The organism is Marichromatium sp. AB32 (genome assembly GCF_003718675.1).
Classification (GTDB): Bacteria; Pseudomonadota; Gammaproteobacteria; order Chromatiales; family Chromatiaceae; genus Marichromatium; species Marichromatium gracile.
Genome location: NZ_RHFJ01000016.1, coordinates 1 through 19,542, shown reverse-complemented (window position 1 = coordinate 19,542; position 19,542 = coordinate 1). Strand labels below are relative to the sequence as shown.

The 19,542-nt window shown below is 68.6% G+C and carries 19 protein-coding genes; 4 read left to right on the top strand and 15 right to left on the bottom strand.

Features of this window, described 5'->3' with window-relative positions; translation table 11 throughout:
- The first annotated feature begins 118 nt into the window (after window positions 1-118).
- Window positions 119-1,480, top strand: coding sequence for a magnesium transporter (mgtE, locus tag EBL85_RS07025; protein ID WP_123139542.1), 1,362 nt, complete (start codon window positions 119-121; stop codon window positions 1,478-1,480).
- Window positions 1,481-1,487: 7 nt separating this feature from the next.
- On the opposite strand, the gene EBL85_RS07020 is transcribed toward mgtE, so the two are convergent.
- The 3 genes from EBL85_RS07020 to EBL85_RS07010 form a co-directional block, all read right to left on the bottom strand.
- Window positions 1,488-2,960 (bottom strand): phosphomannomutase, encoded by a 1,473-nt coding sequence (locus EBL85_RS07020; RefSeq protein WP_123142520.1) that lies wholly within the window; start codon window positions 2,958-2,960, stop codon window positions 1,488-1,490.
- A gap of 561 nt (window positions 2,961-3,521) precedes the next feature.
- Window positions 3,522-4,346 (bottom strand): adenosylmethionine decarboxylase, encoded by an 825-nt coding sequence (speD, locus tag EBL85_RS07015; protein WP_123139544.1) that lies wholly within the window; start codon window positions 4,344-4,346, stop codon window positions 3,522-3,524.
- A gap of 37 nt (window positions 4,347-4,383) precedes the next feature.
- On the bottom strand, window positions 4,384-4,839 hold the full coding sequence (locus EBL85_RS07010) for an OsmC family protein (RefSeq protein ID WP_005224497.1): 456 nt from the start codon (window positions 4,837-4,839) through the stop codon (window positions 4,384-4,386).
- A gap of 150 nt (window positions 4,840-4,989) precedes the next feature.
- On the opposite strand from EBL85_RS07010, the gene crp reads away from it, so the two are divergent.
- Window positions 4,990-5,646 (top strand): cAMP-activated global transcriptional regulator CRP, encoded by a 657-nt coding sequence (gene crp, locus EBL85_RS07005; RefSeq protein WP_005224498.1) that lies wholly within the window; start codon window positions 4,990-4,992, stop codon window positions 5,644-5,646.
- 203 nt (window positions 5,647-5,849) lie between these two features.
- Here the strand turns inward: crp and trpC are convergent, their stop codons facing one another.
- The 8 genes from trpC to djlA all read right to left on the bottom strand — a co-directional run bounded on the left by trpC (window position 5,850) and on the right by djlA (window position 13,223).
- On the bottom strand, window positions 5,850-6,653 hold the full coding sequence (trpC, locus tag EBL85_RS07000; protein WP_123142519.1) for an indole-3-glycerol phosphate synthase TrpC: 804 nt from the start codon (window positions 6,651-6,653) through the stop codon (window positions 5,850-5,852).
- 10 nt (window positions 6,654-6,663) lie between these two features.
- Window positions 6,664-7,704 (bottom strand): anthranilate phosphoribosyltransferase, encoded by a 1,041-nt coding sequence (gene trpD / locus EBL85_RS06995; RefSeq protein ID WP_123139546.1) that lies wholly within the window; start codon window positions 7,702-7,704, stop codon window positions 6,664-6,666.
- Entirely contained in the window at window positions 7,704-8,288 is a 585-nt protein-coding gene (locus EBL85_RS06990) for an aminodeoxychorismate/anthranilate synthase component II (RefSeq protein WP_123139547.1), read from the bottom strand. The genes trpD and EBL85_RS06990 overlap by 1 nt, the downstream gene beginning before the upstream one ends.
- Before the next feature lie 2 nt (window positions 8,289-8,290).
- Window positions 8,291-9,790 (bottom strand): anthranilate synthase component I, encoded by a 1,500-nt coding sequence (gene trpE, locus EBL85_RS06985; protein WP_123142518.1) that lies wholly within the window; start codon window positions 9,788-9,790, stop codon window positions 8,291-8,293.
- Between the two features lie 141 nt (window positions 9,791-9,931).
- Complete coding sequence (locus EBL85_RS06980; RefSeq protein WP_123139549.1) at window positions 9,932-10,624, bottom strand: phosphoglycolate phosphatase; 693 nt, start codon at window positions 10,622-10,624, stop codon at window positions 9,932-9,934.
- Window positions 10,624-11,316: a ribulose-phosphate 3-epimerase gene (rpe, locus tag EBL85_RS06975; protein WP_123139550.1), complete on the bottom strand. Its 693-nt coding sequence runs from the start codon at window positions 11,314-11,316 to the stop codon at window positions 10,624-10,626. The genes EBL85_RS06980 and rpe overlap by 1 nt, the downstream gene beginning before the upstream one ends.
- Before the next feature lie 82 nt (window positions 11,317-11,398).
- Window positions 11,399-11,896, bottom strand: coding sequence for a hypothetical protein (locus EBL85_RS06970; protein WP_132228978.1), 498 nt, complete (start codon window positions 11,894-11,896; stop codon window positions 11,399-11,401).
- 514 nt (window positions 11,897-12,410) lie between these two features.
- A complete protein-coding gene (gene djlA / locus EBL85_RS06965; RefSeq protein WP_123142517.1) occupies window positions 12,411-13,223 on the bottom strand; it encodes a co-chaperone DjlA in 813 nt (270 codons plus the stop codon).
- 173 nt (window positions 13,224-13,396) lie between these two features.
- On the opposite strand from djlA, the gene EBL85_RS06960 reads away from it, so the two are divergent.
- Entirely contained in the window at window positions 13,397-14,428 is a 1,032-nt protein-coding gene (locus tag EBL85_RS06960; RefSeq protein WP_123142516.1) for an NADP(H)-dependent aldo-keto reductase, read from the top strand.
- 13 nt (window positions 14,429-14,441) lie between these two features.
- Here the strand turns inward: EBL85_RS06960 and EBL85_RS06955 are convergent, their stop codons facing one another.
- Both EBL85_RS06955 and EBL85_RS06950 read right to left on the bottom strand, forming a co-directional pair.
- On the bottom strand, window positions 14,442-15,356 hold the full coding sequence (locus tag EBL85_RS06955; protein WP_223806086.1) for a PfkB family carbohydrate kinase: 915 nt from the start codon (window positions 15,354-15,356) through the stop codon (window positions 14,442-14,444).
- Complete coding sequence (locus EBL85_RS06950) at window positions 15,346-16,893, bottom strand: formylglycine-generating enzyme family protein (RefSeq protein ID WP_123142514.1); 1,548 nt, start codon at window positions 16,891-16,893, stop codon at window positions 15,346-15,348. Before EBL85_RS06950 ends, EBL85_RS06955 begins: the two co-directional genes overlap by 11 nt.
- A gap of 190 nt (window positions 16,894-17,083) precedes the next feature.
- Here EBL85_RS06950 and EBL85_RS06945 point away from each other — a divergent pair, with 190 nt between their 5' ends.
- A complete protein-coding gene (locus EBL85_RS06945) occupies window positions 17,084-18,388 on the top strand; it encodes a DUF3422 family protein (protein WP_123139556.1) in 1,305 nt (434 codons plus the stop codon).
- Between the two features lie 21 nt (window positions 18,389-18,409).
- On the opposite strand, the gene EBL85_RS06940 is transcribed toward EBL85_RS06945, so the two are convergent.
- Both EBL85_RS06940 and rnk read right to left on the bottom strand, forming a co-directional pair.
- The gene (locus EBL85_RS06940) at window positions 18,410-18,949 is read right to left on the bottom strand and encodes a TIGR02281 family clan AA aspartic protease (RefSeq protein ID WP_123142513.1); all 540 of its coding nucleotides are present in this window, start codon (window positions 18,947-18,949) and stop codon (window positions 18,410-18,412) included.
- Window positions 18,950-19,087: 138 nt separating this feature from the next.
- Window positions 19,088-19,501: a nucleoside diphosphate kinase regulator gene (gene rnk / locus EBL85_RS06935; RefSeq protein WP_062273124.1), complete on the bottom strand. Its 414-nt coding sequence runs from the start codon at window positions 19,499-19,501 to the stop codon at window positions 19,088-19,090.
- Window positions 19,502-19,542: the final 41 nt, after the last annotated feature.

The window sequence follows — 19,542 nt, the reverse complement described above, 5'->3', positions numbered from 1 at the left end:
CCCCCAGGCCCCTCCCATCGGCTCTGTTAGGATAGGCGCAACCGAGCGCCGGCCCCCGCGATGCACCGCCACCCCGCGCCCGGCGAGCGTCTCCCAATCACAGCAGCCACGGGCAGCCATGACAGCCGCAGCACCCAGCACCACTGACGACCAGCGTTTCGCCGATCTTCACCAGGTTCTCGAGCAGGGCGCCATGCGCAAGGCCGCGCGCATGCTCAATGCACTGCAGCCGGCCGAGATCGCCCACCTGCTGGAGTCGCAGCCGCCCAAGGAGCGCGAGCTGGTGTGGAGTCTGGTCGATGCCGAGTACGACGGCGAGATCCTCACCTATCTCAACGACGACGTGCGCGAGCAGCTGATCAGCCAGATGGACGCCGGCGAGCTGGTCGCCGCCGTCGGCGGGCTCGACACCGACGACCTCGCCGACCTCATCCAGGACCTGCCGGTGACCATCACCAGCGAGGTCCTCAAGTCGCTCGACCAGCAGCGTCGCGAACGGCTGCAGACCGCCCTCGCCTTCCCCGAGGACAGCGCCGGCGGCTTGATGAACACCGACACCGTGACCGTCCGCCCCGAGGTCACGCTCGACGTGGTGATGCGCTATCTGCGCCGACTCAAGGACGGGCTGCCGGACATCACCGACAACCTCATCGTGGTCAACCGCGAGGGCTACTATCTCGGCGTACTCTATCTCACCGATCTGCTCACCCACGACCCCGAGGAGACGGTGGCCGAGGCGATGACCCTGGCGGTGCAGGCGATCCCGGCGACCTGGGGGGCGCGCGAGGTGGCCACCCGCTTCGAGCAGCACGACCTGGTCACCGCACCCGTGGTCGACGACTCGGGACTGCTGCTCGGGCGCATCACCGTCGACGACGTGATGGACGTCATCCGCGAGGAGGCCGAGCACCAGTTCCTCGGCCAGGCCGGTCTCTCCGAGACCGAGGACATGTTCGCCCCGGTGCTGCTCAGCGCGCGACGTCGCGCGCTGTGGCTCGGGGTGAACCTGCTCACCGCCTTCCTCGCCGCCTGGGTGATCGGTCGCTTCGAGGACACCATCCAGCAGGTGGTGGCGCTGGCGGTGCTGATGCCGGTGGTCGCCAGCATGGGCGGTATCGCCGGTACCCAGACCCTGACCCTGGCGATCCGCGGCCTGGCGATCGGTCAGCTCTCGAGCAAGAACGCCCGCTGGCTGCTGTGGAAGGAGCTGGCGGTGGCGGCGATCAACAGCGTGGTCTGGGCGGTGGTGGTGGCGGCGGTCGCCGCCTACTGGTTCGGCGATCCGCAGATCGCGCTGGTGATCGGCGTGGCGATCACCATCAACCTGCTCGCCGCCGCCCTCGCCGGGGCGCTGCTGCCGATGGCGCTGGAGCGCTTCGGCATCGACCCGGCGCTCGCCGGCGGGGTGATCCTCACCACCGTCACCGACGTGGTCGGCTTCGTCGCCTTCCTCGGGCTCGCCACCCTGTTCCTGGTCTGAGCCAGGCTCAGCCGCGCCAGCGCTCGAGCAGGGCCAGGGTCGCCTCGACCCGCGCCCGCGCACCTTCGGCGCTGTCGGCCTCGGCATAGACGCGCAGCTCCGGGGCGTTGCCCGAGGGGCGCAGATGGACGATCTCGCCGGCGGCGAAGGTGAGACGCAGCCCGTCGGTCTGGTCGACCTCGGCGACGGCGCCGAGCGCCTCACCGAACAAGGCGCCGATCGCCGCGGGATCGGCGGCGAGCGCAGCGATACGCGACTGCGCCTGCGCCGAAGGGAACTCGCGCAGCCGATCGCTCGCGGTGAAGCGTGGCGGCAGCTCGGCGGCGAGCGCGGCGAGCGGCAATGCGCGCGCGGCGCTCGCCTGCAGCAACGCGAGGGCGACGATCACCGCGTCGCGTGTCGGCAGCGCCGCCAGCACCCGCCCGTCGCGCTCGATGGCGCTGCCGAGCAGGAAACCACCATTGGCCTCATAACCGACCACCGGCGCCAGACCACGCCCGAGCAGCGTCGTCATCCCGGCGATCACATAGGGCGACCCGATACGGGTGCGCAGCACCTCGGTGAAGCCCCCGCAACGCTCGACTGCGGTATTGCTGCTCACCGGGGTGACCACCGCCGCGGCGCCGAGCTGGCGCGCGCAGAGGATGCCGGCGATATCCCCGCGCAGCCACTCGCCCCGGGCATCGGCGACCAGCGGGCGGTCGCCGTCGCCATCGGCCGAGACCAGCGCATCGAACGCGCCATCGGCGCACCACTCACGCGCCAGCGCGACGTCCTCGGGACGGATCGCCTCGGTATCGACCGGCACGAACCGATCGGCGCGCGCCAGCCGCCGCACCTCGGCGCCAAGTGCTTCGAGCAGCTCGGCGAGACAGTCGCGTGCCACGCTCGAGTGCTCGTAGACCCCGACCCGCAGCCCGCGCAGACAGCCCTCGGGGAAGAAGTCGAGATAGCGCCGCAGATAGGCGCCGCGCGCCGCGTCACTCGCCGGCGGCAGCGGCGCGGCGGCGGTGTCGACAAAGGCCCCCGCGGCGGTGAACAGCTCCCCGGGCGCGATCACCGGCAGGGCGCGGATCGCCGCCTCGTCGTCCTTGAGGATCTCGCCACTGGGCAGATTGAACTTGATGCCATTGCGGTCGTCCGGGATATGGCTGCCGGTGACCATCAGCGTCGGCACGCCCCGGGCAAGACCGTAGGCCCCAAGCGCCGGGGTGGGAATGCGACCGTGGTCGCGCGGTTCCAGACCGAGATCACGTGCGGCACGGGCACAGGCGCGGAGGATACGCTCGGTGCTCGGGCGCAGGTCGCCGGCGAGGCCGACCTCGGCGCCGGCAGCCAGCGCCCCCTGGTCACGAACATAACGGAGAAAGGCATGGGCATAGGCGTAACAGACCCGGTCGGTCATCGCCGTCGCCAGCCCACGAGCGCCACTGGTCCCGAACTTGACCCCAGAGGTCGTCATCAACTCGTCGATCAGCACCCTTGCCTCCCTTAGCTCTTCAACGCATGGCCGATTGCGACAGTCTAGAACCGCCAGCGGCCAGCGGCCAGCGGCCAGCGGCCAGCGGATTGAACCGCAAAGCCGCGAAGAACGCCAAGGGATGAATAGCAACCAGCCGCCGGCCTCCAGTGGGCGCGCAGCCTCGACGACGGGCGCACTGACAACAGGCGGTTGAATCGCTCAGGTCGGAAGGCATTCGCAGGCGGGAGCGGTGGACCGTGGACGATCAGCCCACCGCGCGCTCTCATGACACTCTTTGCGTCCTTCGCGCCTTCGTGGTTCAGGTCTTATCCCGACCTGAACCGCAAAGCCGCGAAGAACGCCAAGGGATGAATGGCAACCAGCCGCCAGTGGGCGCGCAGCCTCGACGACGGGCGCACTGACAGCTGGAGGCTGGCAGCTGATAGCTGGAGGCTGGAAAGCGCGACCAGCTCCCGGCCACCAGCCGCCAGCGGGCGCGCAACCTCGACGGCTGGCGCACTGACAACTGGTGGCTGGAGGCTGATCGCTGGCGGCTAAGACCCGACGGCTACGCCGCCGTCACGGGTCCATGAACTCGAGTTCGCGGCCGATGTTGCGGCCGTAGAAGATCTCGCTCAGCTCGCGGCGCAGCAGCTTGTGGATGCGCTTGTACTCGCGATCGGAGAGGTCCTTGGCCTTGATGCAGAAGAGATAGTCATCGACGCGGAAGTGCTTGAGGACCATCTTGGTGTGGAACATGTTCTCCTGATAGACGTTGACGTCCATCATCTGGAACTTGCGCTTGGTGTCGTTCGAGAGATAGTTCTGGATCGAGCTGATGTTGTGGTCGATGAAGTGCTTCTTGCCACGCACGTCGCGGGTGAAGCCGCGCACCCGGTAGTCCATGGTGACCACATCCGACTCGAAGGAGTGGATCAGATAGTTGAGCGCGCGCAGCGGCGAGATCCGACCACAGGTCGAGACGTCGATATCGGCGCGGAAGGTACTGATCCCGGTCTGGGGGTTGGTCTCGGGATAGGTGTGGACGGTGATGTGGCTCTTGTCGAGATGCGCCACCACCGCCTCGGGCAGCGGCCCCGGGGTGGCGTTGTTCGACAACGCCTCGGCGGCGATCGGCTCCTCCGAGATCAGCATGGTCACCGAGGCACCCTGGGGCTCATAGTCCTGATGCGCGATGTTGAGGATATTGGCGCCGATGATCTCGGTGACATCGGTCAGGATCGCGGTCAGGCGCTCGGCGTTGTAGGCCTCGTCGATATACTCGATATAGGCCTCGCGCTGCTCGTCCGAGTCGGCGTAGCAGACATCGTAGATATTGAAACTGAGCGACTTGGTCAGGTTGTTGAACCCTTCCAGGCGCAGCTTCTTCAACGGATTGGGCATTCCTCAGGAACCTCGGAAACAACGGAAGGCGCGGGCGCTAACGTGGTGGCGCATCCGCAACGGAGACGGCTGTATCACGCAGCTCGAAGTCGTGGGTGATCTCGGCGGTGGCGCCGAGCATGATCGAGGCCGAGCAGTACTTCTCGGCGCTGAGCGCGATCGCGCGCTCGACCCGCTTGGGGTCGAGTCCCTGTCCGCTGACGATGAAGTGCGCATGGATCCGGGTGAAGACCTTGGGGTCGCGCTCGGCACGCTCGGCCGTGAGCTCGACCACGCAGTCGCTGACCTGCTGGCGGGCCTTGCGCAGGATCTGCATCACATCGAACTGGGTGCAGCCACCCATGCCGATCAACAGCAGCTCCATCGGTCGAGGACCGAGGTTGCGCCCCCCGTACTGGGGCGGTCCGTCCATCACCACTGCATGTTCGGACCCCGCATCGCCGGCCATGCCGACCATGGCCGCACCCTCGAGCCACTTCACCCGCGCTTTCATATCCCGTTTGCTCCCGTCTGCTCCGCCGTCACCCGCCAGGCCACGCCCGACCGACCCCGGCCTCGAACCGGGCGAAGGCTAACACAGTTCGACAATGCACAGCAGCATGCATAGAATCGTGAGACGACAAGGCGCTCTGGCAAGCTTCGCATGAGCATTCTGACACCACCGAAAAAGGACCCGCCCTGGCTGCAGCCCTTCCTGTCGCAGTGTCATACCAAGACCTACGACAAGAACGTGGACTTCATCCGCCAGGGCCAGCCAGCGGAAAGCCTCTACTATCTGATCGAGGGGTCGGCTGCCGCATTGATCGATGACGCCGACGAGCGGCGCACGATCATGCTCGCCTATATCAACAAGGGCGAGTTCATCGGCGAGATGGGGCTGTTCGTGCCGCAGAACACGCGCAGCGTGATCGTGCGCACCCGCACCAAGTGCAAGGTCGCCGAGATCACCTATCAGCGCCTCGACCGGCTGCTCGAGAACGAGTTCAAGGTCTATGCCAAGGACTTCCTCTACAGCGTCGGCTACCAGCTCTCCACCCGGCTGCGCCAGACCAGTCGCAAGGTCAGCCATCTGGCCTTCCTCGACGTCACCGGGCGCATCGCCGGAACACTGCTGGATCTCTGCAAGCAGCCCGACGCCATGACCCACCCCGACGGGATGCAGATCCGCGTCACCCGTCAGGAGCTCGGACGCATCGTCGGCTGCTCGCGCGAGATGGCGGGCCGGGTGCTCAAGAACCTCGAGGAGCAGGGGCTGGTCAGCGTCAAGGGCAAGACCATCGTGGTGTTCGGCACCCGCTGACCCCCGGACCACGCCGGCCACAGCCCCCCGGTCGGCGCATCACGCCCGGCGGCACGCTCGCGGCGCATCTCCCCCGATCACGACTCACGAACTCGCCCCCGCGCGCCGTCGGTGCGATCGTGCACGCACGGGCTCGGGGATGATGCGGGACGAGGACCCGACCGCCGCCGCGTCCTCTCGGCAGCGCGGCGCGGCGCCGGGGTCTAGTCGGCGAAGAACAGGGCGTGCAACGCGGCGCCGGGGTCCTCGGCGCGCATGAAGGCCTCGCCGACGAGGAAGGCATTGACCCCGTGCCCGCGCATCCGGGTGACATCGGCACGCGCCAGGATCCCGCTCTCGGTCACCAGCAGTCGCTCTTCGGGTACCCGGTCGAGCAGTCCCAGGGTGGTCTCGAGACTGACCTCGAAGCTGCGCAGATCGCGGTTGTTGATACCGATCAGCTCACCGGGACAGGCCAGGGCGCGATCGAGCTCCTCGCCGTCGTGGACCTCGACGAGCACGTCGAGCCCAAGCTCGCCGGCCAGGGCGCCGAGATCGCGGAGCTGGGCGTCGTCGAGACAGGCGGCGATCAACAGGATGGCGTCGGCGCCGATGGCACGCGCCTCGACGACCTGATAGGGGTCGATGATGAAGTCCTTGCGGATCACCGGCAGCGCGCAGGCCGCGCGCGCCTCGCGCAGATAGGTCTCGCTGCCCTGGAAGAAGTCGGCGTCGGTGAGCACCGAGAGACAGGCGGCGCCGGCGGCGGCGTAGCGCGCGGCGATCTCGGCCGGGACGAAGTGCTCGCGCAGCACCCCCTTGCTCGGGCTGGCCTTCTTCACCTCGGCGATCACCGCCGGGTCGCCGGCGGCGACACGCGCGCGCAGCGCCTGCGCGAAACCGCGCACCGGGGATTGCTCGGCGGCGGCGGCGCGCAACTCGGCGAGCGGGCGACGCGCGGCGCGCGCGCTCACCTCCTCGGCCTTGCGGTGGACGATCTTCTTCAGGATATCCGGGGTCTCTCGCATCTCTTCGTCCTCAAGTCGTGGCCAGCGCGGCTTCGAGACCGCCGGTCAGGGCGCACAGTCGATCGAGCCGGCGACGCGCCTCGCCGCTGTCGATCACCTCGGCGGCGCGCCCCACCCCCGCCGCCAACGAAGGCGCCCGCCCGGCGACATAGATCGCCGCGCCGGCATTGAGCAGCACCATCTCGCGCGCCGCGCCCGGCTCGCCGTCGAGCACCCCGCGCAACACCCGCAGACTCTCCTCCGGTCCCGACACCCGCACCTGCTCGAGTGCGGCGCGGGTCAATCCGAAGTCCTCCGGGCGCACGCTGTAGCGATGAATCTCACCGTCGCGCAGCTCGGCGATGTCGGTGCGCTCGCCGATGCTGATCTCGTCGAGCCCGTCGCGCGCGTGCACCACCATCACATGACGGCTGCCGAGCCGGCGCAACACCTCGGCCAGGGGTTCGAGCAGGTGCTCGGCGAACACCCCGAGCACCTGGTTGGAGACCCGTGCCGGATTGGTCAGCGGACCGAGCACGTTGAACAGGGTGCGCACCCCGAGCGCGCGACGCGGCTCGACCGCGTGCTTCATCGCGCTGTGATGCCCCGGGGCGAACATGAAGCCCACCCCGACCTCGTGGACACAGCGCGCCACCTCCGCCGGACTGAGGTCGAGACGTACCCCGGCGGCCTCGAGCACGTCGGCCGCGCCGGACTTGCTCGACACCGAGCGGTTGCCGTGCTTGGCCACCCGGCAACCGGCGGCGGCGGCGACGAACATGCTGGTGGTGGAGACGTTGAAGGTCCCCGAGGCGTCGCCCCCGGTGCCGACGATGTCGACGGCATGATCGAGACCGTCGAGCTCGACCCCGGCGGCGAGATCGCGCATCACCGCCGCGGCGGCGGCGATCTCGGTGACCGACTCGCCCTTCATCCGCAGCGCGACCAGGAAGCCGGCGATCTGTGCCGCGCTCGCCCCCCCGGTCATGATGGTGTGCATCACCGCGCGCATCTGCGCGTCGTCGAGGTCACGTCGCTCGATACAGTGTGCAATGGCGTCCTTGATGTCCATCAGTCCCGGTCCTCGATGAAGTTACGCAGCAGGTCGTGACCGTGATCGCTGAGGATCGACTCCGGATGGAACTGCACCCCCTGGATCGGCAGGGTGCGGTGCCGCACCCCCATGATTGCATCGAGCGCGCCGTCCTCGGTCTGCGTCCAGGCGGTCACCTCGAGACACTCGGGGAGGCTCTCGGGGTCGATCACCAGCGAGTGATAGCGGGTCGCCACGAAGGGGTCGGCGAGCCCGGCGAACACCCCGCAGGCGCGGTGGTACACCGGCGAGGTCTTGCCGTGCATCACCTCGCGGGCGCGGACGATGCGCGCGCCGAACACCTGACCGATCGACTGGTGACCGAGACAGACGCCGAGGATCGGCACCCGCCCGGCCATGGCGTCGATCAGCGCCATCGAGATCCCCGCCTCGTTGGGGGTGCAGGGTCCGGGTGAGATGACGATGCGCTCGGGGCGCATCGCTACCACCTCATCGACCGTGCACTCGTCGTTGCGCACCACCCGCACCTCGGCGCCGAGTTCACCGAAATACTGCACCAGGTTGTAGGTGAAGGAGTCGTAGTTGTCGAGCATCAGCAACATGGTCATTCCCCCTTCAGCCCGCAGCCGTAACGATCGATGCCCATCTCGGCGGCACTCACCGCGCGGAAGATGGCGCGCCCCTTGTTCATGGTCTCCTGCCACTCCAGCTCGGGCTGGGAATCGGCGACGATGCCGGCGCCGGCCTGGATGTGCAGGGTGGCGTCGCGGATCACCGCGGTACGGATGGCGATGGCGGTATCCATGTTGCCGTTCCAGGAGAGATAGCCCACCGCGCCGGAGTAGATCCCGCGCTTGACCGGTTCGAGTTCGTCGATGATCTCCATGGCGCGGATCTTCGGCGCGCCGGAGACGGTGCCCGCGGGGAAGGTCGCGCGCAGCACGTCGATCGCGCTCATCCCCTCGCGCAACCGCCCGGTGACGTTGGAGACGATGTGCATGACGTGCGAGTAGCGCTCGATCACCATCTTGTCGGTGAGGCGCACGCTGCCGATCTCCGAGACCCGGCCGGCGTCGTTGCGCCCGAGGTCGATCAGCATCAGGTGCTCGGCCAGCTCCTTGGGGTCACTCAGCAGGTCACGTTCGAGCGCCTGGTCCTCGGCCTCGTTGGCGCCGCGCTTGCGCGTCCCGGCGATCGGGCGCACGGTCACCTCCTCTTCCTCCAGCCGGGTGAGGATCTCCGGCGAGGAGCCGACGATCTGGAACTCGCCGAAGTCGAGGAAGTACATGTAGGGCGAGGGATTGAGCCCGCGCAGTGCGCGATAGAGATCGAGCGGCGGGGCCTTGAAGGGGATCGACAGACGCTGCGAGAGCACCACCTGCATGCAGTCGCCGGCAAGGATATAGTCCTTGGTCCGCTCGACCGCGTCCTTGAAGCCCTGCTCGGTGAAGCCGGAGACGAAGTCGCTCTCGTCGACCTGGCGGCGCTCGCCGCTGTGGTGCGGCACCAGCGGTCGACACATGCGCTCGGTGAGCGCGTTGATCCGCGCCTGCCCCGACTCCAGGGTGTCGCCCGCGGTGGGGTCGAGGTGGAGGACGATATAGAGCCGACCGCTGAGGTTGTCGAACACCACCACCTCGTCGGAGACCATCAGCAGGATGTCCGGGGTGTCGAGCTGATCGGGATTGGGCGAGTCGCCGAGCCGGGGCTCGATATAGCGGATGGTGTCGTAACCGAAATAGCCCACCAGACCGCCGGTGAAACGCGGCAGCCCCTCGACGTCGAAGGCCTCGAAACGCGCCTGATAGGACTCGATCCAGGCCAGCGGGTCGGCGACCTGGTGCGACTCGATCACGGCGCCGTCGCGCTCCAGGCTGACCTCGTGACCACGCACCCGCAGCAGGGTGCGACAGGGCAGGCCGATGATCGAGTAGCGTCCCCATTTCTCGCCGCCCTGGACGGACTCGAAGAGATAGGAGTTGGCGCCGGCGGCGAGCTTGAGATAGACGCTCAGCGGGGTCTCGAGGTCGGCGAGGACCTCGCTGACGAGCGGAATGCGGTTATAGCCCTGCTCGGCGAGGGCACAAAAGGTCTCGGGAGTCATGTGGATCTCCTGACGGCTGAGTTTGGACGATAGGGGTCAGACGAAGGCGACTTAGCGTCGCCATCGCCACCCTACCGTCACTCGAGCCGCGTCGATCCACATGATGTGTCAGAGTCCGTTTGCCGTGTCGTCGCCCCGCGCTCAGCGGGACGGGGCCAGTATCCCGGTCAATTCGGTCAGCGAGTCGATGACCGCGTCGGGACCGCTGTCGCGGATGTCCTGGCCGTGATTGTACCCATAGCTGGTGCAAATAATACCGAATTTTGCCGCTCGTGCAGCACGCACATCGCTCACCGAGTCGCCGACCATCAGCGAGGCGGCGGGGTCGGCGCCGAAATGACGCGCCGCATGCTGCAGCGGTAACGGATCGGGCTTGCACGCCGGCAGGGTATCGCCGCTGATGATGATGCCAAAGTCCTCGTAGAGCCCGAGATGACGCAGCAGCGGCCCGGTGAAGCGCGCCGCCTTGTTGGTCACCAACCCGAGCGGATAACCGGCCGCCTTGAGGAAATCCAGCCCCTCGCGCACCCCGGGATAGAGCGCGGCGCGCTCGAAGGTGTACTCGGCATAGAGTTCGAGGAAGATCGGATAAGCGCGGTCGAACTCGCTCGCATCGGGCTCGCCATCGAGCGCGCCGACCAGGGCGCGGCGCACCAGCCGCTCGAGCCCGTTGCCGACCCAGTTGCGCACTGCCGCCTCGCCACAGGGCGCACGGCCCAGACGCGCCAGCATGGTATCGACGCAGTAGGCGAGGTCGGGGACGCTGTCGACCAGGGTGCCGTCGAGATCGCAGAGCACCATCTGCGGGCGGAGGAGCGAGGCGGCGGCGGTCATCAGCGCCCCGCCCCGGCCAGCGCCTCGCGCATCTGGCCGATGATGGTGTCGTAGCGGTTGGGGTCCTCGACGCGGCCCTTGCCGAAGATGCCGGAACCGGAGACGAAGGTGTCGGCGCCGGCGGCCTTGATCTCGGCGATGTTGTCGACCTTGACCCCGCCGTCGATCTCGAGACGGATGTCACGACCGCTGGCATCGATGCGACGGCGCGCCTCGCGCAGCTTGTCGAGGGTCGCGGGGATGAAGCTCTGGCCACCGAAGCCGGGGTTGACCGACATCAGCAACACCATGTCGACCTTGTCCATCACATAGTCGAGATAGCTCAGCGGCGTGGCCGGGTTGAACACCAGCCCCGACTTGCAGCCCTGGTCGCGGATCAGCTGCAGGCTGCGGTCGACGTGCTCGCTGGCCTCGGGGTGGAAGGTGATGTAGCTCGCCCCGGCGGCGGCGAAGTCGGGGATGATGCGATCGACCGGCTTGACCATCAGGTGCACGTCGATCGGGGCCTCGACCCCGTGCTTGCGCAGCGCCTCGCACACCAGCGGGCCGATGGTGAGGTTGGGCACGTAATGGTTGTCCATGACATCGAAGTGAACGATGTCGGCGCCGGCGGCCAGCACCTGATCGACCTCCTCGCCGAGCCGGGCGAAGTCGGCCGAGAGGATCGATGGCGCAATCAGGTCTCGAGTCATGGCTAGGTCCCCCTGGATTCGTTTTTTCGGCGTCGCGCCCCGGGTAGGGCGCGGACTGGATCGATGCGCGCGTCGCGCGGCCTCAGAGCCCCAGCGGCGGCGACAGCGTGAAGGACACGCCCGGCGCCTCGTCATACTCGGCGTCGCCCTCCTCCCACTCGAGCGAGCCCATGCTGTGGGCGTCGCGCCAATAGGTCTGATAGAACTCGAGCATGGGGTTGTCGAGCACCTGACTGGGCGCACCGAGGGTCGATTCGAGCTGATCGCGACTGGCGCGATACCAGTCGAGCCCGGCGTCCTCCTTGATGAAGGAGATCGCCGCCAGACGACCATCGACGAAGCGGTAGATGCGTTGATCGAAGCGCACATCGCCGACCGTGGGGGCGGCGGAGGGATCGACACAGAGGGTGAACTCGCGGCCCTGGAAACGCTCCTGGTGCAGCACCTCGAAGCCCGCCGGGCGGTCATCGTTCCAGTCCATGCCACCGAGTGCCTGATCGAGTCCGGCGGCGAGCGCCTGGCCTCCACACAGCAGCGCCAGCGCACCGATCAAACCGTACCCTTTCGCTCTACCGCTCATCCTACAGTACCGCCGTTGGTCATCTCCTTAGAGCGCCCGAGTATAGGCAGAGCCCGCACACGGGTGCAATGACAGGCCGGCGCCAGCGACCAGCGACCAGCGACCAGCGACCAGCGACCAGCGACCAGCGACCAGCGACCAGGAGATTGAACCGCCAAGATACCGTCTTGCCCGTCAATCGCCGATCATGCACACCAGCCTCGCCTACTGGAGGCTGGATGCTGATCGCTGGAAGCTGATTCGAACCGCAAAGCCGCAAAGCACGCAAAGGAGAGGTAGAGCCTCCAGCGACCACTGGCCGCTGGTCGCTGACAACTTGAACACCTTTGCGCTCTTTGCGGCTTGGCGGTTCAATCCTCCCGGCTGGCGGCTGGCGGCTGGCGGCTGGCGGCTGGCGGCTGGCGGCTGATGGCTGATGGCTGATGGCTGATGGCTGATGGCTGATGGCTTGAATCCCTTCGCGCCCTTTGCGGTTCAAACTTCCTGGCGGCTGGCAAGCGCCAAGCGGCGGCACTCACCCGCGGGCGCGGGTGATGGTCTCGTAGGCGCGGCGGATCTCCTGGGTCTTCTGCGAGGCGGCGCGGATCTGCGCCTCGCTCACCCCCTGCGAGACCAGCTTGTCGGGGTGGTGCTGACTCATCAACCGGCGATAGGCATGCTTGACCTCGGCGTCGCTCGCCCGGGCGCGGAGGCCGAGCACGGCATAGGCGCGTGAGAGCGGCAGCTCGCGCCGCGGCGCCGCGCCAGGCCCGGCGGAGCTGTCGCCACCGGCATCGCGGACCCGACGCTGCAGCGAGACCAGCAGCTCGATGCGTCGATAGGCGCCGTTGGAGACCTCGAGCCCGCGCCGGATGGTCTCGAGCGCGGCGCGCTGCGCGCGCGAGGGCGGACCGTCGACATAGGCCATCGACAGCGCCACCTCGAGCAGCAGATGCAGCATCGGCCCCTGACCGGCGGCGACCTCGTGCAGCGCCGCGATCTCGGGCGCCAGCGCGAACTCCGGCGCCTTGCCGGCGCCGAACAGCGCGATTGCGCTCTGGCGCTGAGGCGCGCCCAATCCCATCCGGGTCATCACCGATTCGGCATAGGCGATCTCGGCCTTGCTCACCCGGCCATCGGCCTTGGCCACATGCCCCATGACACGGAACCCGGCCTCGAAGAAGCGCTGCTGGATACGCGAACGCTGCTCCAGGGTGAGCCGCTCTCCCCCCTTGGCGCTCCAGCCACGATCGACGCCACGCCCGAGCGCGGCGCCGAACAGGGCACCGAGCGGACCGCCGAACACCAACCCGAGACCGCCGGCGACGGCCGTACCGAACCAGCGCATGCATGTACTCCGTATGATGATTGCGAGATCAGGATGTCGGGCCGGGCCCACGAACACCAGGGGCCGGCGCAGGCTCGCAAGACTAGCACGGCACAGCGGGCCTAACCCGTCCGGTTTGGAGGGGTTGCTAAGATGGTGCGATCACCACTTCGCAGCGGTCACAGGAGACCCAGATGCACTACAGACGACTCGGCCGCACCGACCTCGAGGTCAGCGCGCTCTGTCTCGGCACCATGACCTTCGGCGAGCAGAACAGCGAGACCGAGGCGCACGCCCAGCTCGACCGCGCCCGCGCCGCCGGGATCAACCTCATCGATACCGCCGAGGTCTATCCGGTCCCGCCCCGCGGCGAGACCCAGGGGCGCACCGAGACCTATATCGGCAACTGGCTCAGACAGCGCGGCTGTCGCGACGAGATGGTGCTCGCCACCAAGGTCGCCGGTCCTGCCGACTGGCTGCCGCATCTGACCCGGCGGCTCGACCGGCACAACATCGCCAGCGCGATCGAGGGCAGCCTGCGCCGCCTGCAAACCGAGGTGATCGATCTCTACCAGCTGCACTGGCCGGATCGTCAGACCAACTTCTTCGGTCGGCTCGGCTACAGCCCCGCCGAGATCGACGACAGCGTGCCGCTGCGCGAGAGCCTGGAGGCGCTCGCCGAGCTGGTGCGCGCCGGCAAGATCCGCCATGTCGGCCTCTCCAACGAGACCCCCTGGGGGCTGATGCACGCCCTGACCCTGGCCGAGCAGCACGGTCTGCCCCGGGTGGCGAGCATCCAGAACCCCTACAACCTGCTCAACCGCACCTTCGAGATCGGCCTCGCGGAGGTCGCACTGCGCGAGGACTGCGGTCTGCTCGCCTACTCGCCGCTGGCCTTCGGCGTACTCTCGGGCAAGTATCTCGACGGCCAGCGCCCGGCCGGGGCGCGAATCACGCGCTTCTCGCGCTTCAAGCGCTACAACAACCCCCAGGCCGAAGCGGCCACCGCCGAGTACGTCGCCCTCGCCCGTCGCCACGGTCTCGACCCGGCGCAGATGGCGCTGGCCTGGGTCAACACCCGTCCTTTCGTCTCCAGCACCATCCTCGGCGCCACCACGCTCGAGCAGCTCGAGCACAACCTCGGCAGCCTCGAGATCACGCTCGACGCCGCACTGCTCGCCGAGATCGAGGCGATCCAGACCCGCTGGCCCAACCCATCCCCCTGAGCCGGCCCCGAGCTCAGTCGAGCACGCCGGCGGTCGCGAGCGCCGCATCGATCAGGTCGTCGAGACCGGGCCGGGCGCACTTGAACCCGGCCAGCCGCACCGCCCGCGCGCTCGCCTCCGCCAGCTCGAGCCCACGCAGCAGGCCGTCGATCACCCCGGCGTTGAGACAATCGCCCGCGCCCAGGCTGTCGACCACCCGCGCCAGCGGCCAGGCCGGATGATGACGCGGGGCGGCGCCGGGCACCCGGCTCCAGGCACCGCCCTCGCCCCAGCCGAGCACCCAGCAGGCCTGCGGCGCCAGCGGTGCCAAGGTGGCGAGCGCCCGCGCCGGCGTCTTGCCACCACCGGCGCGCGCATGATCGCGCCCGACCAGCACCAGGTCGGCCAGCGCGGCCAGCGACTCGATCCCGGGACGCGCTTTCTCCAGCTCGACCGAGATCCGCGCCCGCGGACGCAGTCGCCGCACCCGGCGCATCATCTCGGCGGTCTCGGCGGGGTTGCGGCCCTCGAAGTACACCCAGTCGAACCCGTCGAGTCCGACGCGGGCGAAGCCTGCGGCATCGAGCTCGGGAAGATCGCGATGATGGACGATGGTGCGACTGCCGGAAGCACGGCTGAGGGTGACGTAGGAGGTCGGGGTGGCGGCCCCGGCGACCCGTTCCACCGCGGCGAGCGCGATCCCGCGCCGCGCCAGATCGGCGGCGATGAAGCGTCCCCCGGCATCGTCGGCCAGGGTACCGCTCCAGGCACAGCGCCACCCGAGCTGGGCCAGCACCGCCAGGGTATTGGTGGCATTGCCACCACGCGCCCGACGCTGCGCCAGGGCGCGCACCTCGGCATCCTCGGGCGGATAGTCGGCGACCTCGTTGATCAGATCGAGCGTGGCCACGCCGACGGCAAGCACCCGCGGACCGGGCTCAGGGGTCACGGGCGACCCGGAAACCGAGCATGTTGAGCTGGGTCCGCGGCGGGAAGTGCTGGCGCGCATAGGTGCGGATCGCCGTCGACGGCTGGCTGAAGGAGCCACCACGGGCGACACGCTCGGTACAACCACCGTCGACCCGGGGACTGCCGTCGACGGGTGCATCCTGATAGCCGAAGACATAACAGTCGGCAACCCATTCCATGACATTACCGGCGGTATCGAACAGACCGAAGGGGTTGGCCCGCAGGCTGCCGATCGGGGCGCTGGAGCGTCGATCCCACTCGCTGCCGCAATCGAAACAAACCGCACGCCCCGGCTCCTTGCCGAACCCCCACCAGTAGGACCCCGTCCCGCCGGCGCGGGCGGCATACTCCCACTCGGCCTCGGAGGGCAGCCGGTAGCGATGACCGCTCGCGCGCGAGAGCCAGGCAACATAGGCGCTCGCATCCTCCCAGCTCACCCCGACCACCGGCCGGTCGCCACGCCCCCAGCCGTAATCGTCCGGCAAGGGACGTCCGCTGGCGCGGGCGAAGCGATCGTAGTCGGCGAAGGTGACCTCGTAGGCGCCGATCAGGAAGGCGTCCACCCTCACCTGGTGCGCGGGCATGTGGTCGGTGCGGGCGAGCGAGTTGTAGCCCATGCGGAAGCTGCCCCCGGGCAGCTCCACCAGCTCGGGACCAAAGGCGCCGTCGGCCAACCGATCGCGCAGCAGCAGCGGCATCTGCTCGGCGCGCGGCGGCGCAGTGGCCGGGATCAAGGGGCGCGCGGTCACGGTCGGCGGCGGCGCGGGCGCTGCCGGGGACGATGTGGCCGGCTCCGGCGGCTCGGCCCAGATCAGCTCGGCCGGTCCATCGGAGAGCGACATCGCCGAGAACCAGACACGCAACTGCGGCAGGAAGACCGCGAGGCTGATCAGCACCAGCACCACCAGTACCAGACCGATGACCAGCCGTCCCTCGCGCTGCCCCCGTACGTACGCCAACGACGGCGACGGCGACGAGACCGGTGGGCGCGGCGGCGCCGCGCCGGGCGCCGGTGCCGCCGCACGGGCTGGGGCTGCACGGGCTGGGGCTGCACGGGCTGGGGCTGCACGGGGCGACGGCGGTGAGGCCGCAGCCGGGGGCGGCGAGAGTGGCGCACCATAGGCACGTTTCTGCAGCCAGGCCATCTCCTGACGCATGCGTTCGAGCTCACGCTGGGTCTCGCGCAGCGAGCTGTCGCGTTGCTCGAAGGCCTGCTGCAACCCGTCGAAGGCGAGATTGCGATCCTCGAGCAGGTCCTCGAGCCGCTGGCACTCGTCGGTGATCCGCGCCAGCGCCTGCTCCTTCACGCCCAGCGTCTGGCGCAACAGGGTCAGCTCCTGCTGCAGCGCCAGGCGCTCGGTCTCGGAGGCCACGCTGTCCTCGACGGCCTGCTCGCGCGCCACCAGGCGACGGTTGAGGCGGTCGATCTCGCGCGCAGCCTGCTCGCGCATCTGCTCGAGCGAGTCGCGCAGGGTCCGGGCCTCGCCGACACCGGTCTCCTCTGTTGGTTCGGACATGGTGAGTCGTCGTCGTTCTTGAGCGGCGCGCCCGCCAGCCACCAAGGGCCTTCGCGAACGCTATCGGACACCCATTGTCCGGGCACCCATCCGATTTTGCCAGGCGGGCGACGGAACCTCGCCCACGCGCGCCGGTCATCCTTTTCCGCTACTCTGAGCACCCGTGTCAACAACGAGCCTGTTTCAATCGATGTCCCCGGCCTTCAAGGAACACCCGCTGCGTCATTCGGTCACCGCCGAGCTGCACGCGCGCACCTTCGACCCGCTGCCTTCCCCTGCACGCGTCTTCCACCTTGCCGCGGTCTGTGGCGAGCGACGCAGCGGGGCCAATGCCGAGCACCTGCTGCGACTGCTCGATCATTTCGGCGTGCGTCGCCCCGAGCAGGTCGGGCAGTACTATGCGGTCGATCTCGGCGGCGGGCTGTGGCTGCGCTGGGAGCGCCATACCGAGTTCGTGACCTATACCTTCAGCCGTCACGAACGCTTCAACCACCCCTTCACCGACCCGCTGATCAACGAGCTGCCACAGGACTGGCTGCGCGAGATCCCGGGACAGGTGGTCACCGCCACCGCGCTGGCGCTGGAGTCGTGCGAGATGCCCGAGCGCGGCAGCAACGAGCTGCTGGCGCTGTTCGAGGGCAACCCCTTCATCGGCTCCGAGGTGGTCGGTGGTTCAAGCCGCGCCTGGTCGGACCTGCGCATCCACAGCGACGGCTATTCACGCATCCTGCTGCGTGACTGCGGGCTGTCGGAGAACCAGGCCGGGCGCCTGGCCAAGCGCATCCTCGAGGTCGATGCCTACCGCGCGATGGCGCTGCTCGGGCTGCCGGCGGCACGCGAGGCCACGCGCGCGCTGAGCGAGGCCGAGCGCCGCCTGGTGGCGCTGGCCGCGCGCATGACCGAGGGCAATGACCACGACCGCGGCGCCAGCGAGAGCGAACTGCTCGCCGAGCTCACCACCCTGGCCACCGAGATCGAGACCGTCGCCGCGCGCACCATCTATCGCTTCGAGGCCTCGCGCGCCTACTACCGCATCGTCCAGCAGCGGCTCGAACAGCTGCGTCAGCGTCGTATCGAAGGGCTGCAGACCTTCACCGAGTTCCTCGAGGCGCGGCTGGCCCCGGCGATCGCCACCTGCGACTCCACCCGCGAGCGGCAACAGGACCTGGCCAAGCGCGCCGCACGGCTGGCGAGCCTGCTGCGCGCGCGCGTCGAGGTCGACCTGCAGCACCAAAACCGCGGGCTGCTCGAATCGATGGACCGGCGCGCCCGGATCCAGCTCAGGCTGCAGGAGACGGTCGAGGGGCTGTCGGTGATCGCCATCGGCTACTACGGCGTCGGCCTGGTCGGCTATGCCCTCAAGGGTCTGGAGGCCCAGGGGCTGCTACCGATCGACGCGACCCTCGGCATGGGGCTCTCGGTGCCGATCGTGGTCGGTGCCGCCTGGCTCGGACTCAAGCGGATGAAGCGCCGGCTGCTCGACGGTCACCACTGAGCGGACGGGGCGCGACAGCGCTCAGTCCCCGCCCAGGGGACGCAGCGACAGGGTGCCGTCGCGCAGCACCACCTCCATGTGCTTGAGATAGGACATGCCGAGCAGCGCCTCCTCGCCCTGCATGTTGGGCAGCACCGTGGCCTTGACGTTGGTGACCGCCAACCCGCCGACGTCGACCCGTTCGAGGGTTGCGTGCCAGGTCGCCACGTTGCCGTTACCGGTCTTGCTGTAACCGCCGCTCCTCAGCCTCAGGCCGAGACGCTGGGCGAGCAGGTAGGGCATGGCGACATCAGCCGAGCCGGTATCGACGAGGAAGTCGACCGGATGGCCGTTGATCTGCCCGGTGGCGACGTACTGATCGACCTGGTTGGGCTCGAGCACCACCGCGGGCACGCCGTCGCTGCCGAGATAGGCGACCGGACGCGGATTGGGGTTATGGCGCTGGCCGAGCTGAGTCCCGACCAGGGCGACCAGGGTCAGCGCCGCGGCCAGCAGCAGCAACGAGCCGAAGCGACGGCGCAGCGACGGCGGCAGGGTGACGGGGCGGAGCGAAGGTTTCATCACGGGCATGTCCCTGGACGAACTGGGGAGAGGAGACGGCGGTCTCGCCGGTATCCGGGCCCGCCTGGGCGGACCCCGGCGACGTCTCGCGCGCGGCGGAGACGGCCGGAGTGTAACCCAGGCGAGGCGTGGCCACCCTCAGCGGTGATACTCGCCGCTGCGCTCGGGCTGATAGAGGACCTCCTCGATGCACACCCGCATCAGCGTGCCACCGGGACGCGGCCAGTCGATCTCGGCGCCCTCGGCGAGCCCGAGCAGCGCGCTGCCGACCGGCGCGAGGATGGAGACGGTGCCGCCCTCGGGGTCGACGTCCTTGGGATAGACCAGGGTCAGCACGAAGGTCTCGTCGGAGGACGAGACCCGCACCCGCACCCGGGAGTTCATGGTCACCACGTTTGCGGGCACCTGCTCCGAAGCGACGATCTCGGCGCGTTCGAGCTCCTCCTCGAGGTTGTCGCGTCCCGGGACGCCATCGGCAGGCAGGGTATCGAGCAATCGCTGCAGACGCTCGAAATCGGTTTCCGAAACGATCAGGGGTGGTTTCTGGCTCACGGTGTCATCTCGATGGAAAAGACCAGTCCGCGCCCCCTCAT